Below are 16,056 nucleotides of genomic sequence, written 5' to 3' on the forward strand. Positions count from 1 at the left end.
CAGGGCGAAACAAATCGGGCAATACTGGTGAACAAGTCGGTTGCGAGAGGGGGTAATCGGCCTGAAACGCCCGCCTCCGCACCGGAAGTGACCGAGTGTGAAACGGGATTGAGCGCAGACCCACGCCGGGTCGCGCTCGCTCAGTCCATCCGTCGCGGCGTACCGAACAATCCGGTCTCGGCGTCCGTGGGCTGCGTCATCACGTACTGCCGGTCGCGGTCCGCGCACCACAGGGTGACGCCGTCGGTGAGCGTCGGCAGCGAGTCCACGTCGCCCCGGGGAAGCGCCAGCGCGCGCCCGATCTCCGCGGCCTCGTCCGGCGAGACCCGCTGGACGCCGACGAGCCGCGCCTGCCGCAGCAGCCGCGGGGCCACCGGGCTGAGATACGGCAACAGCGTCAGGATCGACTGCCAGGGGCCGGCCACCACCCGGCCGCGCGGCGGCCGCATTCCGCAGTCGCGCACCACCAGCACCGGGTTGCCCGCCGAGGCGCCCTGCGGCGGAACCCGCCCGACGTCGTGCACACTCATGCCGTTCTGGCCGCCGCCCATGGCGTGCACCATCTGCATCCAGGCCTGCGCCCGCCCCGTCTCGACGGCGACACGCGCCCCGGTGGCCGCCGCCCGCAGCGCGAGCACCTGCGCGGTCCACAGCCCGCCGATCAGGACGACGTCGTACGGTGTCGGCCGGTTGAGCCCGAGCACGGCGGGCTGCCCCCCGGCGTCCACGCCGATGACGACCCCGTCGTCCCCGATGGGCAACGCCAGCGAGTCCACCTGATCCACGGACAGCACATGCCGCCCGTGCCGTGGCCCGATCAGACCGAAACCGCTGCGCAGCAGGCCGCGCGGACGCTCCGCGGCCGAGGCGCCCGGCACGCCGGGCGGACCCGGCGGACCGGCCCCGGGAGCCCCCGAAGTCCCGTACGGCCCCGACGCGGTCGTTCCCGATGAGGTCATGGACATCAGCGAACACCCCCGAGCGGCAGCGTGGCGAGCACACCCGGAAGCTGCTCGCGGTCGAGCCGGGTCAGTCCCGCGCCGGCCCGCCGTGCGGCGTCCTCCAGCGAGCGGCGTGCCGCGACCAACTCGTCGTCGCCGCGCCCGGTCACCCGCAGGTGTCCGCACAGCGACACGTCCTGCCGCTCCCCGCGCCGCAGGGTGAGACTGAAGGTGGTCGCCAGCGCGGGCACGGCCGTGAGCAGCGCGACGAGTTGGGGCAGCGACGGACCGCCTGAACCACCCAACTGGGGCCAGCGCCCCACCCAGTACGTCGTGTGTCTGCGGTTGTCGCAGCGCCAACTGCGGCTGGACTCGTCCGTCCGCCTCGCCGGCAGGTCCATGCGTCCCGCCTCCGCCGTCACCAGCGGGTTCGCGCACGCCGAGGTGGCCACCGCCGCGATCAGCTCCTCCTCGTTCAGGAGCGTCGTACGGAATCCCGCTCCCGTGAGCCGGCTCGCGAGGTGGTCCGCGGCGCGGACGACGCACTTCTGCGCGCCGACGAGCCCGCCTCCGCGCGCGGCCACCGCCTCGGGGCACAGCTCCGGGTCGAGCTTCAGCGCGATCCAGGTGATGCGCACGGCGGGCGCCCCGGTCTGCTCCTGCAACGGCGCGTAGTTGCTGACGGCCACGGACTGCCGGGGCAGGTGCAGGGCGGGCGCCGGCTGCGTGTGCAGCACGATCTGCGCGGACTCCAGGCGGATGCCGTCCACCTCCAGCGCGTCCCGCACCGGTCCCAGGGGCAGCGGCCGGTGGCTCCGCTCGGCGCGCAGCGCGGTCGCGTCGGACTCCACCTGGAGGACGGCCGTCAGGAACGTGCCGTCCCCGATGACGCCGACCGGGCGCCGGTCGCGGGCGCTGTACGCGGACGTGCGCAGACTGGGGTCGCACTCCACGGCCGGGGCGAGGCCGGGCTCCGTGCCCGGCCGTATCGGTGTACCGGCGGCTCGCCGCCGCCGGACGCGCAACGCCCGTGCCGTGGCGAGCCATTCGGGCAGTGAGCGGCCCCGGCGACGGACGAGGGCGAGCAGGACCAGCACGACCGCGAGCACGGCCGCGGGGACCAAGGCGAAGGGGGAGACGACCCATCCGACGAGCAGCGCGGCGGCGGCGATCTCCAGCAGGACGACTCGTTGCAACCGGAACGATCCGGACTGTCCGGCGCGCACCTTGAGGTGCAACGCACCTGTACGCGGGCCGGGTTGCCCGGACCGGTCGGGTGTCCCGGGCGGCTGCGGCCGGGACACGGAGGGGTCCTGCTCCCGCGACCGGTCACGCGACCGGAACCGCGCTCCGGAAGCCATCACTTCGTCCCCCCGTTTTCCTCACAACTCACTGGAACAACGCCACCACACAGGGCCCTTGGGGCGCCGATACCCTACCCGCACCACCAAGCCGCTCCCATACCAGGCATAGTAGGGGGCCGGTCCGACAGCGGAGGGCGGGGGACGGGACCCCCGGGCGCGGGCAGGGCGAGACACGGGGAGACACAGGCACACATGGCATCTCGGCGGGACCAGCTCAACGCCTACACCTTCGCGAAGCGCCGCATGCTCGCGTCCTTCGTCCAGTCGTCCCCCGACGGCTCCGAGGAGGGGGCGCCGCGCCCGTTGCGGGCCGTGCTGCCGGGCGCCATCGTCGGGGTCGTCATCCTGGCCGCGTTCGGGGCGTGGGGGATGTTCAAACCGACGGCCCCGCAGGGCTGGGCCACCGTCGGCGAGAAGGTGATCATCGCCAGCGACTCCACCACCCGCTACGTGGTGCTCAGGACGGACGGCAAGGTGCAACTGCACCCGGTCCTCAACATGGCGTCCGCGAAACTCCTCCTCAAGACGGGCAAGGGCGAGGTTGTCACCGTCGACGAGTCGATCCTCGACAAGGGCACCATCCCGCGCGGTGTCACGATCGGCATCCCCTACGCGCCCGACCGCCTGCCCGCGGCCTCGGAGGCGGGCTCCACGAAGCGCTGGGCCGTCTGTGAACGCCCGAGCGCGGGCGGCGGGTCCATCCAGAAGGCCGCCTTCGTCCTCGCCTCCCGCGACAAGGACAGGACCGAGGGCGGCCGGCAGAAGCTGCACGGCGGCGATCTGCTGTACGTCGTCGCACCGGACAAGACCCGCTACGTCGTCGACGCGCACGGTACGTCGTACAAGGTGGACAGCGACGACGAGTTCCTGCTGCGCACCCTCGTCGGCTCCGGCCGCGAACCCCAACGGGTGTCCAAGGAGTGGCTGGAGACCCTGCACCAAGGCGACCGCGTCTCCTTCCCCGAGGTCACGGGGCATGTCGGTGCCGACGCCGGAGTCGGGGGCGGTCTGCCCGCCGCGGCGGACAAGGTCGGCATGCTGCTCAAGGCTCCGAACGGCGACCGGGACCAGTACTACGTCGTCGAACCGGGCAAGGTGGTGCCCGTCTCGGACTTCACCGAGAAACTGCTGCTCAGCAGTCCGGCCCTCGGAAGGCTCGACCAGACCGACGCGCTCGACGTCCGGATCTCCGATTTCACCCCGGATTCCCGGCAGTTCGCCGCCGACCGCGACTGGCCGACCGAGTCCCCGTCGACCGTCAACGAGGCGGGCACCGGCCAGGGCAGCCGCAACACCGTCTGCAACGTCCTGCGGGGCGTCGACAAGGACAAGGGCACGACGACGCTCAGCACTTGGGCGGGCACCGACTTCCCGGCCCCCCTCCCGACCGGCTCCACCAGCGCGTACGTCACCCCCGGCTCCGGTCAGCTCTACCGCCAGTTCCAGGGCGAGGAGACCAAGGCCGGCGGCGTCTTCCTGGTGACCGACACCGGCCTGCGCTACGCGATGCAGTCCAACGACGACAGCACCACGGACGACGCGGGCATCGGCACCACGGCCAAGGACCGCAAGCAGTTGGAGCAGGAGGCCGAACTGGCCCAGATCAGCTTGGGTTACTCCGGTGTGGATCCGGCGCCGATCCCCGTCGCGTGGTCCTCGTTCCTGTCCACCGGCCCCCGTCTGTCGACGTCGGCGGCCCGCCAGCCGCAGGGCTCTTAAGGACAAGGGGGTCGGTCCATGTCCGACGCGCCCACCGCCAAATCCCCGCGTGCCGCGGCCCTCGCCGCCGCGACGCTGATCGCCTGCACGGCCGCGGCCGCCCTCGGACCCGCCGCGACCGCGGACTCCTCCACCGACCAGTGCACCTTCCCGAACAAGATGTACGCGAGCCGCCCCTGGGCCCTGCAACGCGTCCTCCTGGACGAACTGTGGAGCCAGTCCAAGGGCAAGGGGGTACGCGTGGCCGTCATCGACACGGGCGTGGACGTGCAGAACCCCCAGCTCACCCGCGCGGTGGACACGGCCGCGGGACGCAACTTCCTTCCCAGGAAGCTGAAAGACGACAACGGGGATCCGATCCCGCGCGGCAAGGAGAACGGCACGACGGACACCGTCGGCCACGGCACACGCGTCGCGGGCATCATCGCGGCGCGGCCCGCCCCGAAGACGGGATTCGTGGGCCTGGCACCCGAGGCGACGATCATCCCGCTCGAACAGAACGACGCCGAGGGCCACGGCACTGCGAAGGAACTGGCCGACGCCATCCGCCAGGCGATCAAGGCCGACGCCGATGTCATCAACATCTCCCAGGACACCTCCAACGCGACGGAGCCTCCCCCGGACCTAGAGAGGGCGGTGCGGGAGGCGCTGCGCGAGAACATCGTGGTCGTCGCCTCCGCGGGCAACGACGGCCAGGGGGGCAACGTCAAGAAGACCTACCCGGCGTCCTACCCGGGCGTCCTGGCCGTCGCGGCCTCGGACCGCAACAACGAACGCGCGCCCTTCTCCCAGTCCGGCGACTTCGTCGGCGTAGCCGCACCGGGTGTGGACATGATCTCCACCGTCCCCAAGGGCGGCCACTGCTCCGACAACGGCACCAGCTTCTCGGCCCCTTACGTGGCCGGGGTGGCGGCCCTGATCAAGGCCAAGCATCCGGACTGGACCCCGCGCGAGATCGTCGCGCAGATCGAACAGACCGCGGAACGTTCCGTGCCCGGCCGCGACCGTCTGGTCGGCTGGGGCGTCGTCGACCCCGTCCGCGCCCTGACCGAGGACGATCACCCCCTGCAGTCCCCCGATCCGCGGGAGGGTCTCGCCAAGGCGGAGGCCCCCGCCCCGGCCGCCCTGCACCTGGGTGAGACCCCGGACGAACGCAACGCCCGCCTGGCGACGTACGTGGCGGTGGGCGCGGTGGTGCTGGTCGCGGGGCTGGCAGGGGGCGCGGTGGCGATACGGGACGCGCGCAGACGCGGGCACCGGATCCCGGGGACTGAGTAGAAGTACTCATGCCCGACGGCCCGTTGCACGCTTAGCCTCGCGTTGCGGGAGTGATCACCGGTGCGCGCCGGGGCGTGGTGAAGGAGGAGTGAAGCCTCGCACAGTAGTAGCAGAGCTGCTGCATAAGGCAGTTGGGGCTGTCACATGAATTGACTAGAGTGGTTGCGTTGCAGACAGGAACGCTCGGGGGGCGCGGTGTCCCCGGGCAGGCGACGACAACGGGGAGGGAAAGCATCGTGCTTCCTGCGGACATGGGCGGCAGCGGGGGCGCTGACCTGAGGCGTGGCATGGAGGCGCTGACGACCTTCAAGAAGCGTGTGGACGGCGTGCTCTCGAACTTCGAGGGTTCACCGGGCAGCGCGACGAAGGTCGGCGCCCACACCATCTCCCAGGCGTCGTTCTGCGGCCGGGGCGACTTCGGTGAGGCGAAGGGCCTCCACACTCAGTACGAGCGCGTCCACGAACGGCTCACCACGCTCTCCAAGTCCCTCGGTCTGCAGATCGAGGCGCTCCGCATCGCCGTGCACGGCGCGGACGTCGGCTTCGACAACCTCGAGGAGGAGCTCCGGCACCGCTTCTGGGAGATCCAGACGCAGGTCCGCCACGAGCACGAGCAGGCGCAGCGCGAGAAGGCCGCGGCCGAGGCCGCGAAGCACGATCCCGAGGAGAAGCGCTCCGACGACACCAAGTCCGAGGCCGGGTACTGATGGGTGACGAGAAGAACAAGCCGGACCACAAAGCTGACCTGGAGCAGGTGAACCAGCAGGTCGGCGTCATCGACGCGACCAACGCCGTCTCCGAGATGCTGAACCACACCTTCCTGGGCGGTGGTGTCCGCTTCTTCGGCAAGACCGACTTCGAGGGCCACGAGCTCAACACCATGGTCGACATGGTCGAGTCCGCGAACCCGGAGCACCTGGAGACCGCGGGCAAGGCCCTGTGGGACGCCCGGGACGCCATCAACGACGCCGCCGAGGAACTGAGCGGTCACATCGGCCGGGTCGACTGGGACGGCGAGGCGGGCAGCGCGTTCCGTACGTGGGGCGGCAACCTCGTCACCCACGCGCGTGACCTCGCCACCTTCGCGGAGGTCGCGGGCACCCAGATCACCGCGGCGGCCACGGGCCTGGCGTCCGTGCGCAAGTCCATGCCGCCGCGCGACGCCCGGCTGTCCCCCAAGAAGGTCGCCGACATCCCGGCACCCAAGCGGGTCGAGGGCAATCACGAGTACACGGCGGCGGTGACGGCCGAGAACCACCGCCAAGAGGCGATCAACCAGATGAACCGGCTGTCGTCGTTCTACGCGGTCTCGGAGGAGACGCTGGCGGCCCAACAGCCGCCGACGTTCGAGCCGATGCCGGGGGTGGGGGTGCCGAAGCCGAGCGAGGGGACCCCCGAGAGAGGTACGCCTCCAGGGACAACAGAGCACGTATCCCGGTCGGTCACGGACGGGTCGGGGACCGCGAACCACCACTCGGTGCACACCGTGGTGAACCACCCGCCCGCGCACGAGACGCCGCCGTCCTCCCACCACCTGGATGACTCCGTCACGTACCCGGACGACCGGAAGCATGTCGGTACGGAGATCGACAGTGTGGGGACGCTCCCGCAGGAGACCGTGAAGCCCGCCGTCGGCGTACCGCCGGGGCCTGCGGGCCCGAGCGGCTCCCCGGTGGGGACGGTTCCCCCCTTCGCCACCGGCTCGGTGCCTCCCACGGCTCGTGGTACCACGGGCCGTTCCACAGGGCTCGGCGGAGCGCCCGTGAGCCGGGCCCCGGCCACGCAGCAGGGACGCGTGAATCCCGGTGGCACGTCCGGAGGGCGCACCGGGAACGGCCCCGCAGGGCCTGTGGGCCGTGCGGCAGCGGCCGGTCAGACGGGCGCTCGCGGGGGTACGCCGACCGCCAGGTCACCGATGGGGCGAAGCGTCACGGGCGGGATGCCCAGGAGCGCGGGCACGGCGTCAGGGCGCGTCGGCGGTCCCGGTCCCGCGGGCGCGGGACGTACCGGCGGTGTCGTCGGAGGGAGGCCCACGACCGGCGGTACACCGGGCAAGACCGGTTCCCGGGTACCGCGAGGCACGGTTATCGGCGGCGAGGGCACGTCCGGTTCACGCGCTGCGGCCGCACGGCCCGCGCAGCGCGGAGTGATCGGCGCCCCCGACTCGGACAAGGCCACCGGCGCGCGGCAGACGCCGCGTCGGTCCGCCGGCAACCCCGACGGTGTGGTCGGTGCGCCCAAGGGGCGTGTCCCCGGAGCCGGGAACGGCGGATCGAACTCTGGTGGCTCCGGTCTGGCACGGGGCACGGTGGGCAACCGGGACTCCGAGCGGACACGGCGCAAGGGAGCCTCGCGTCGTGATGCATCGACCGAGGACGAGACACGTGCGCGCACGGACGAGCGGCGCGATCTGCCGCCGGCGAGCGACTGACCGGATAGAGCGAGGGCGAACACAATCATGGTGTCAGGGATCAGCCGACGCGGCGGATGGACAGGGCCCGCTGCCGGGCGAAGCGGCAGAAGAGCGTCCGCCGTATGTTCGACGCTCGGCGCTGTGGCCGTCCTGTCGGCGGCCCTCGCCCCGAACGCCGCGGCCGACGATGTCCGATCGCAGCAGTGGTACCTGACGGCGATGAAGGCCGACGAGATGTGGAAGGTGAGCACGGGCAAGGGCGTGAAGGTGGCCGTCGTCGACTCGGGTGTCAACGCCGCGACCTCTTCCCTGAAGGGGCAGGTGCTGGTCGACGAGGTGCCGAAAGCCGTGTCCTACCACGTGACCCAGGACTTCGACGGCCACGGGACCACCATGGCGGAACTGATCGCCGGTACGGGCGCCGGGGGCGGCCTGAAAGGCATCGCACCCGGAGCGAAGATCGTCCCTTACCGGATCGCGCTGGACGGTCTGAAGGATCCGGTCGAGAAGAGGAACACCCCGAGCGCGGAAAAGGTGATCCGGGCCGCCGCCGATACCGACGCGAAGATCATCAGCATGTCATTCGGCAGTCCGTACTTCGATCCGGACGTGGAGGCGGCGATCAAGTACGCCCGCTCGAAGGGCAAGTTGATGTTCGCCAGCGTCGGCAACGAGGCGGAGAAGAAGAACTCCATCGGCTATCCGGCCGCGTATCCGTTCGTCGTCGGAGTCGCCGCCGCGGACAAGACCGGGAAGGTCGGGAAGTTCTCGGAGCACGGCAACTACGTCGACCTCGCGGCCCCCGGCCTCGACGTGCCCACCTGGTGCGACGCGACGTTCAAGTCGTACTGCCCCGGCGTGGGAACGAGTATGTCCACCGCCATCACCTCCGCCTCCGCCGCCCTCATCTGGTCCGCCCACCCCGACTGGACGGCCAACCAGGTCCTCGCGAGCCTCATGGACACCGCGGGACGTGACTGGCCGAAGAACGAGCCGAGCAACTACCTCGGATACGGCCTCATCCGGCCCCGCAAGGTGCTGGAGAACACCGGCATCGACCCCGGCCCGGCCAAGACCGACCCGCTCAGCTACGAGAACGGGACGGGCGTGACCGACGCCTCCCCCTCCGCCACCGCGTCAACCGCGTCGCAGCCCCCGAAAACCACTACTGGTGACCGGACTTCGGCGGCAGGATCGAGCGCCGAGTCGTCCGGCGGGGACACCCTGTGGGTGGTTCTCGCCGGTGCCGCGGCCGTGCTGGTGATCGCGGGCGGCGCCTTCGCCGTGCTCCGTTCACGGCGCCGCGCATGACCACCTCGCACGTCCGGACCACTCGGTGACGTGCGCGCAAGAAGGACGAACCCACAACCCACGAAAGGGAGTGCGGACATGGCCGACGGCCGCAAGTTCGACGACGACCGGGTACAGAAGCTCCAGACGAACGTCCTGGACCGGTACGAGTCCATCAAGAAGCAGCTCGCCGCCCTCCAGGGGACCATCGACATGATCGAGGCCAGCTGGACGGGTGTCGGCGCCAACGCCTTCAACAAGAAGCAGACCGAGATCAACGACAACATGGCCCAGATCGGCCGGATGCTCGACCGGTTCCTCGAGAACCTGCACCTCACCAAGTCGGACAAGATCAAGCTCGAGGACGAACTCCACTCGACGATCTCCAACATCCAGGTGGACCTCGGCGGCAAGACCTCGGCGCTCAACAGCTACTGACGGCGCTGGGCCGCACCGTTCCCCGGACCGCGAGGTCCGTCCGAAATCGTCAAGGAGATGAGGAAACATGTCCGGCGTCCACTACCAGGACCTTGCCGTCAAGTACGGCACCCTGGACGCGCTCACCACGGAACTCGGCAACCAGGCCAAGAAGCTCGAGGAAGACCTCGGAGCGCTCAAGCAGGCCGTTCTCGACGCGGCGGAAGGCTGGGGCGGCGAAGCCTACGACGCGTTTCAGGCGCAGTCGAAGGAGTGGGACAACCACGCCACCGCCGTGCACCAGGCGCTGCTGTCCATCTCGCAGAAGGTCCACCAGGCCGGCGGTGACTACCGGGGCGGCGACCTCAAGGGAGCCAGCTACTTCCAGTAGGACCAGGCGGCACGGACGACCGGGGTGGGCACGCACGGGAGGTGCCCACCCTGTTCCGTACCACCGCCGTACCACCGCCGCCGCGGGGCTCCGCACACGAGCGGCGAGGAGAGCGGAACACCCGCCCGCCCCGCCGCCGTTCTGCGTCCCGACACCGCGTGGCGGTCACCCCGTGCCGCCGGTAACCCGGGCCGGTAACCCGGGCCGGTAACCCGGGCCGGTAACCCGGGCCGGCAAGCCGTGTCCGGTCAGCACCCGCCGGTCAGCACCCGCCGGTCAGCACCCGCCGGTCAGTACGTCCCCTCCGGCACCAGCCCCGTCTGCACCAACGGCTTCCCCCGCCGGCGTGACACGAAGACGCCCCGCCCCGCGGGCATCGGCCGGGGCCGCACCCCGCCGAGGACGTCGCCCTCGCCCGGATCACCGGCGAGCACCACACCCTGCGCGCCCAGCTCCTTCATCCGCTGCATGAACGGCTCGTACGAGGCACGCCCCGCGCCCGCCGTGGAGCGGGCGATGATGAACCGCACGCCCACGTCCCGCGCGAACGGCAGCAGTTCCGTCAGACCGCCCAGCGGGTTGCCGCTGGACGTGGCGACGAGATCGTAGTCGTCGATGACGACGTACACCGTCGGCCCACGCCACCAGCTCCGCTCCCGCAACTGCTGCGCCGTGACCTCCGCCGTGGGGGTGCGGCGCTGCATAAGGTCCACCAGCGCCGCCATGTGGTGGTCCATGGCGTTGGACATCGGGATGTACTCGGCGAGGTGGGTGGCCGGGGTGACGTCCAGCAGCGAGCGCCGGTTGTCGACGACGAACAGCTTGCAGTCGTCGCCCGGATAGCGCTGGGTGAGCTGCTTGATCAGCAGCCGCAGCAGGTTCGACTTGCCGGACTCGCTCTCGCCGTACACGAGGAAGAACGGGTCCTGCTCGAAGTCGACGTAGACGGGTTCGAGGTTGTCCTCGTCGAGCGCGAAGGCGACACCCCGGCGCGGGAGACTGTCGCCGGGCGGCAGCTGCTCGGCTGGGAACTCGCGTGGCAGCAGCCGGACTTCGGGGGCGCCGGGCTCCTGCCAGTGCCGGGAGACCTCCGCCGCCAGCGCGGCCGTCGCGTCGGCGAGGTCCGTGTCGGAGGTCAGACCGTCGATCCGCGGGACGGCCCCCATGAAGTGCAGCTTCTGCGGCGACTGGCCCCGTCCGGGCACCCCGGTCGGGACGTTCGCGGCCACCTTGCGGTCCAGCTCGGAGTCCATGGTGTCGCCGAGGCGCAGCTCCAGGCGGTTCATCAGGTGGTCCTTGAGGTTCGCCCGGACCTCCATCGACCGCGACGCGGTCAGCACCAGGTGGATGCCGTAGCCGAGACCACGCGCGGCGATGTCGAGGACGACGCCCTCCGCCGCCTCGTAGTCGCCACGGAAGTTGCCCCAGCCGTCGATGACGAGGAAGACGTCCCCCCACGGCTGGTCGGCCACGGAGATCTCGCCGCGCGCCCGCTTCGTACGGAACTCGGCGATCGAGGAGATCCCGGAGGAGCGGAAGTACTCCTCGCGCCGGGTCATGACGCCGTACACCTCGGCGACCGTGCGCCGCACCTTCTCCGGGTCCAGGCGCGAGGCGACCCCGCCGACGTGCGGGAGCCCCGCGACGGCCGCCAGACCGCCGCCGCCGAAGTCGAGACCGTAGAACTGCACCTCGTGCGGGGTGTGGGTGAGGGCGAAGGAGGCGATCAGCGAGCGCAGCAGCGTCGACTTGCCCGACTGCGGGCCGCCGATGACCTGCATGTGGCCCGCCGCGCCGGAGAAGTCGACCCACAGCGGGTCGCGGCGCTGCTCGTACGGCTTGTCGACGAGGCCGACGGGCACGACGAGCCGCCCCGCCCCCTCGTAGCCGGGCTGGCCGAGGCCCCGCCCCGGTACGGCAGCCAGTCCCGGCAGCAGCCCGTCCAACGAGGGAGGGCTGTCCAGCGGCGGCAACCACACCTGGTGGGCAGCCGGGCCCTGCGCCTCCAGCCGGCGCACGATCACGTCGAGCACGGTGTCGGCGAGGGCGTCGTCCGTCTCCGGTGTCGCCGCCGGGCTCTGCCGGGGCACGGCCACGTACCGCACCGGCACCTCCGCCGCCGTGAACAGCACCGGCCGCCGGTCCACCGGCAGCGCTCCGCCGAGTGCCGCCTGCGCCGGACCCGTGCGGTACACCCCGGAGACGTACGCCGCCTTGAAGCGCACCATCTCGTCGGTGCCGAACTTCAGGAAGCCGGAACCGGGGACGTTCGGCAGTTCGTAGGCGTCGGGGACGCCCAGCGCCGCGCGGGACTCGGCGGCGGAGAACGTCCGCAGGCCGACACGGTACGAGAGATACGTCTCCAGGCCGCGCAGCCGGCCCTCCTCCAGGCGCTGCGAGGCCAGCAGCAGGTGCACGCCGAGCGAGCGGCCGATGCGGCCGATCTGCACGAACATCTCGATGAAGTCCGGCTTGGCGGTCAGCAGTTCGCTGAACTCGTCGATCACCAGGACGAGTGAGGGGATCGGCTGGAGGGCGGCACCCGCGGCGCGCGCCTTCTCGTAGTCGTGGATGTTCGCGTAGTTGCCCGCGTCGCGCAGCATCTCCTGGCGGCGGTTGAGCTCGCCGCGGATGGAGTCGCCCATGCGGTCGACCAGCGTCAGGTCGTCCGCCAGGTTGGTGATGACGGCCGCGACGTGCGGCATCTGCGCCATGCCCGCGAAGGTGGCACCGCCCTTGAAGTCCGCGAGGACGAAGTTCAGCGTCTCGGAGGAATGCGTCACCGCGAGACCGAGTACCAGGGTGCGCAGCAGCTCCGACTTGCCGGAGCCCGTCGCGCCCACGCACAGCCCGTGCGGACCCATGCCCTCCTGCGCGGCCTCCTTGAGGTCCAGCATCACGGGCCGGCCGTCCTCGCCGACACCGATCGGCACCCGCAGCCGCTCCGCGAGCGAACGCGGCCGCCAGGTGCGCTTGGTGTCCACCGAGGCGGCGTCACCGAGGCTCAGCAGATCCGTGAACTCCAGGTTGGCGAGCAGCGGTTCGTCGTCGTCGCCGCCCGAAGCCATGCGAAGTGGCGCCAGTTGCCGCGCCAGGGCCTCCGCGGACTCGTACGAGAGGACGTCCGGCGTGCCCTCGTAGACGAGGCCGTGCCCCGACTCCAGGTGCAGCGCCTGGGGTTGTACGACGATGGAGAGGTCGCCGCGGGCTCCGGAGAGTTCACCGGGGACGACCTCGACGACCGTCACCCCCTGCAGCCCCTCCGGGGTGGCCAGGACGGAGTCCGGCGGCAGTGACAGGCCGTCGAGCACGACGACGACGTGCGGCTCGTCGGGGAGCGGGGTGGCGCCGGGGTGGAAGCGCGGACGCCCGGTCAGCCGGGTGGCCAGCAGCTCCTCCAGCTCCCGGGTGTCGGCGCCGATCAGCCGGCGGCTGCCCGCGCCGTCCACCGCGCCGGACGCCTGCGCGTGCGGCAGCCACTTCGCCCACTCCCAGTGCGGCAGCTCCTCACGCCCGGCCGCGACCACGATCATCAGGTCCTCGGGGGAGTGCAGTGAGGCCAGCGAGCCGGTGAGGGCGCGTGCCGAGGCGCGTACGGACCGCGGGTCGCCGCTGACCGTGACGTGGTAGAAGGCGCGCAGCGAGACCGCCATCGGCAGGGCGTCCAGGACGCTGTGGGTGGCCACGAAACGCTGCATGGCCCCTGCCGTCAGCGGCTCGAGCTGGTCGACCGGGCCGGTGTCGGGGGAGACCAGCGGGGTCGCCAGCGACTGCGGGCCGAGGCCGATGCGCACCTGGGCGAAGTCCTCGTCACCCGGCCGCCGTTCCCACACCCGGCTGCCCTCGGCGACCAGCGCCCACAGCTGCTCGGGGGAGGGGTGCTGGTAGTACTGCGCGTCGCGCTGGGCCCGCGCCGTGTCCAGCGCGGCTCGCCGGGTCTGGGACAGATAGCTCAGGTAGTCGCGGCGCATGTCCGCCAACTGCCCCTGGGAGCCGCGCCGGAAGCGGACCACCATCGCGATGGACATGGCCACCGTCGACGCGATCATCACCATGCCCATGATCTTCATGAACGGCTGACCGCTGGTGAAGAAGAAGACCACCGAGCCGCCCATGCCGAGCGTCGGCAGCAGCTGCATGAGGACGCTCTCCTGGTGCCCGCGCGGAAGTTCCGGCGGCGGCTGCAGGAGGACCTCGTTGGTGGGTACTTCCGACGGCAGCGCCCTGGGCGGGCGCTTGACGATGATTTGGCTCACTGCTCACCAATTCCCTTGCCGGCCCCAGGGTCTTCCGCCCGCCGCCCCGTGTCAGGCGGGCGGAGGCCGCCGCGCGATCCTACTGACTTCCCGCCGAGGCCACAGGAGACGGGTGGGCGGTAAGGTGCCGGATGTTCGCGTGAGCACACGCGAACAGGGCTGGGGAATCAGGGCATTTCGCGCGATGTGGAGGAGTCTGGAGCCTTCGGCCCGGTCGCACGGGCCGCTTTCCGCCGCCTCGCCGCACAGCCGGCCCGGCGCACGGAGCAAAGAGGCGCAGGACCTTCACACGGCCGACGCGGAACCACCGCGGAGGCGGAAGCACCGCGGCCGCGAAACCACCGCGGCCGCGAAACCACCGCGGAAGCGCGGCCGCCGAAGACCCCGAACCACCGCAGACGCAGGACCATCACTGAGGGGGAGCAGCAGGTGAGCATGACGGCCTCCGCGACAACCACCGGAGCCGGCGGGCCGGGCCCCGGAGCCCCCCAGGGGGCGGGCACCGGCCTGGGCTTCTGCCGGGTCACCATCGTCGCGCCCGACAGCCGGATCGACGTGGCACTGCCCGACGACATCCCGGTCGCCGACATCTACCCGGAGATCCTGCGGCTCTCCCAGCAGAGCCCCGCCGAGGGCGCCCCGGTCGGCTACCACCTCGTACGCCGGGACGGAACCGTCCTCGACAGTTCGCGCTCCTTCGCCGCCCAGCGGATCCTCGACGGCGAACTCCTCACCCTGCGCCCCTTCTCCGAGTCGCTGCCGCCCGCCGTGTTCGACGACGTCTCCGAGGCCGTCGCGTCCGCGGTGACCCGCGAACGCAGCCTGTGGAGCGGCGATCTGACGCGGGCCGCCGGACTCGTCGGCGGTGCCGTGCTGCCGACGCTGCTCGCCTTCGTGGCCTGGACCGCCGATCCCCGCCACGACATGCACAGCCTGCCCGGCATCCTCGCGGGCGTCACCGGCGTGCTCCTGGTCGTCCTCGCCGCGATCCGCGCCCGGATCTACGACGACCGCGCCTCCGCGGTCGCGCTCGGACTCGGCGCGCTGGCGAACGTGGGCGTCGCGGGCTCCGGACTGCTCGCCGTCGCGCACGGTGAGGGCATCGGCAAACTGCAGTTCCTGCTGGCCTGCGCCGCGGTGCTGGTCGCGTCGGTGATCCTGACGCTGTGCTCGCCGAGCGGGGACGGCCCGTTCGTCGCCTTCGTGTTCGTCTCCGGCATCGGCCTGGTCACCGTGTTCACGGCCCTGCTCGTGCACTGGACGCCCACCGAGACCGCCGCGCTGTGCGCACCGGTCGCCGTGGGAGCCCTGGCCTTCCTGCCGGGCATGTCCATGCGCTTCGCCCGCATCCCGATCGGCTTCGACCCCCCGAACGCCACCCCGCGCAGCGCGTACGGCGCCGAGCCCGCGCCCCCGGAGCCGGTCGACGCCGGCCGCATCGAGGCACAGACCCGCCGCGGCCACGAACTCCTCGTCGGCCTCGTCGGCGGGTGCGCGCTGCTCGCCGTCGGCGCCTCGGCGGTGCTCGGCTTCTCCGACGACCTCTGGGGACAACTGCTCGCCTTCGCGACCGGCGTCGCCCTCCTGATGCGCGCCCACCTCTTCCGCTACACCGCGCAGGTCGCCCCGGTACTGGGCGCGGGCCTCGGCTCCCTCGTCCTGCTCGGCCTCGGTCTGGCACTCCACCCGCCGCACTCCCTGGTGCGCGACGCCCTCGCCGGGGACCGCGCGGACCTGGACATCCGTACGATCTGGCTCGTCGCGGCGATCGCGGCGGCGGCCGCGCTGGTCACCGCGCTCGGCCTGATCCTGCCGCGCGGCGGCCTCACCCCGTTCTGGGGCCGCTTCCTGGAGATCGCCGAGAGCTTCGTGCTGCTCACCCTGATCCCGCTGGCACTCGCGGTCTTCGACGTCTACGGCACGGCCCGCTCGATGACGGGCTGACCGGCCACGCGCCTCGGCAGCTATAGGAGGAGGGCGGTCGGCC

General features: G+C 71.6%; 11 protein-coding genes. 8 read left to right on the forward strand and 3 right to left on the reverse strand.

Annotation, left to right across the window (positions count from 1 at the left end; genetic code table 11):
- Window positions 1–140 precede the first annotated feature (140 nt).
- Complete coding sequence (locus tag ACFVTC_RS33225; RefSeq protein WP_390132165.1) at window positions 141–965, reverse strand: hypothetical protein; 825 nt, start codon at window positions 963–965, stop codon at window positions 141–143.
- Window positions 965–2,302: a type VII secretion protein EccE gene (gene eccE, locus ACFVTC_RS33230; protein ID WP_390132166.1), complete on the reverse strand. Its 1,338-nt coding sequence runs from the start codon at window positions 2,300–2,302 to the stop codon at window positions 965–967. Before eccE ends, ACFVTC_RS33225 begins: the two co-directional genes overlap by 1 nt.
- Window positions 2,303–2,497: 195 nt before the next feature.
- Here eccE and eccB point away from each other — a divergent pair, with 195 nt between their 5' ends.
- The 7 genes from eccB (at window position 2,498) to ACFVTC_RS33265 (ending at window position 9,813) form a co-directional block, all read left to right on the forward strand.
- A complete protein-coding gene (eccB, locus tag ACFVTC_RS33235; RefSeq protein ID WP_390132167.1) occupies window positions 2,498–4,024 on the forward strand; it encodes a type VII secretion protein EccB in 1,527 nt (508 codons plus the stop codon).
- An 18-nt stretch (window positions 4,025–4,042) separates the two neighbouring features.
- Entirely contained in the window at window positions 4,043–5,302 is a 1,260-nt protein-coding gene (mycP, locus tag ACFVTC_RS33240; protein ID WP_390132168.1) for a type VII secretion-associated serine protease mycosin, read from the forward strand.
- 236 nt (window positions 5,303–5,538) lie between these two features.
- The gene (locus ACFVTC_RS33245; protein ID WP_390132169.1) at window positions 5,539–6,009 is read left to right on the forward strand and encodes a hypothetical protein; all 471 of its coding nucleotides are present in this window, start codon (window positions 5,539–5,541) and stop codon (window positions 6,007–6,009) included.
- Complete coding sequence (locus ACFVTC_RS33250; protein WP_390132170.1) at window positions 6,009–7,733, forward strand: hypothetical protein; 1,725 nt, start codon at window positions 6,009–6,011, stop codon at window positions 7,731–7,733. The genes ACFVTC_RS33245 and ACFVTC_RS33250 overlap by 1 nt, the downstream gene beginning before the upstream one ends.
- 201 nt (window positions 7,734–7,934) lie before the next feature.
- The gene (locus ACFVTC_RS33255) at window positions 7,935–9,026 is read left to right on the forward strand and encodes a S8 family serine peptidase (RefSeq protein ID WP_390132188.1); all 1,092 of its coding nucleotides are present in this window, start codon (window positions 7,935–7,937) and stop codon (window positions 9,024–9,026) included.
- A 78-nt stretch (window positions 9,027–9,104) separates the two neighbouring features.
- Window positions 9,105–9,443, forward strand: a complete 339-nt coding sequence (locus tag ACFVTC_RS33260) for a WXG100 family type VII secretion target (protein WP_148010777.1) — start codon at window positions 9,105–9,107, stop codon at window positions 9,441–9,443.
- Between the two features lie 67 nt (window positions 9,444–9,510).
- Window positions 9,511–9,813, forward strand: a complete 303-nt coding sequence (locus ACFVTC_RS33265; RefSeq protein WP_148010778.1) for a WXG100 family type VII secretion target — start codon at window positions 9,511–9,513, stop codon at window positions 9,811–9,813.
- 290 nt (window positions 9,814–10,103) lie between these two features.
- Here the strand turns inward: ACFVTC_RS33265 and eccCa are convergent, their stop codons facing one another.
- Window positions 10,104–14,069, reverse strand: coding sequence for a type VII secretion protein EccCa (gene eccCa / locus ACFVTC_RS33270; RefSeq protein WP_390132171.1), 3,966 nt, complete (start codon window positions 14,067–14,069; stop codon window positions 10,104–10,106).
- Between the two features lie 435 nt (window positions 14,070–14,504).
- Between eccCa and eccD the strand changes: the two genes are divergently transcribed.
- A complete protein-coding gene (gene eccD, locus ACFVTC_RS33275) occupies window positions 14,505–16,013 on the forward strand; it encodes a type VII secretion integral membrane protein EccD (RefSeq protein WP_390132190.1) in 1,509 nt (502 codons plus the stop codon).
- Window positions 16,014–16,056 lie beyond the last annotated feature (43 nt).

It is taken from the genome of Streptomyces sp. NPDC057950, from assembly GCF_042887295.1.
Taxonomy (GTDB): Bacteria; Actinomycetota; Actinomycetes; order Streptomycetales; family Streptomycetaceae; genus Streptomyces; species Streptomyces kaempferi.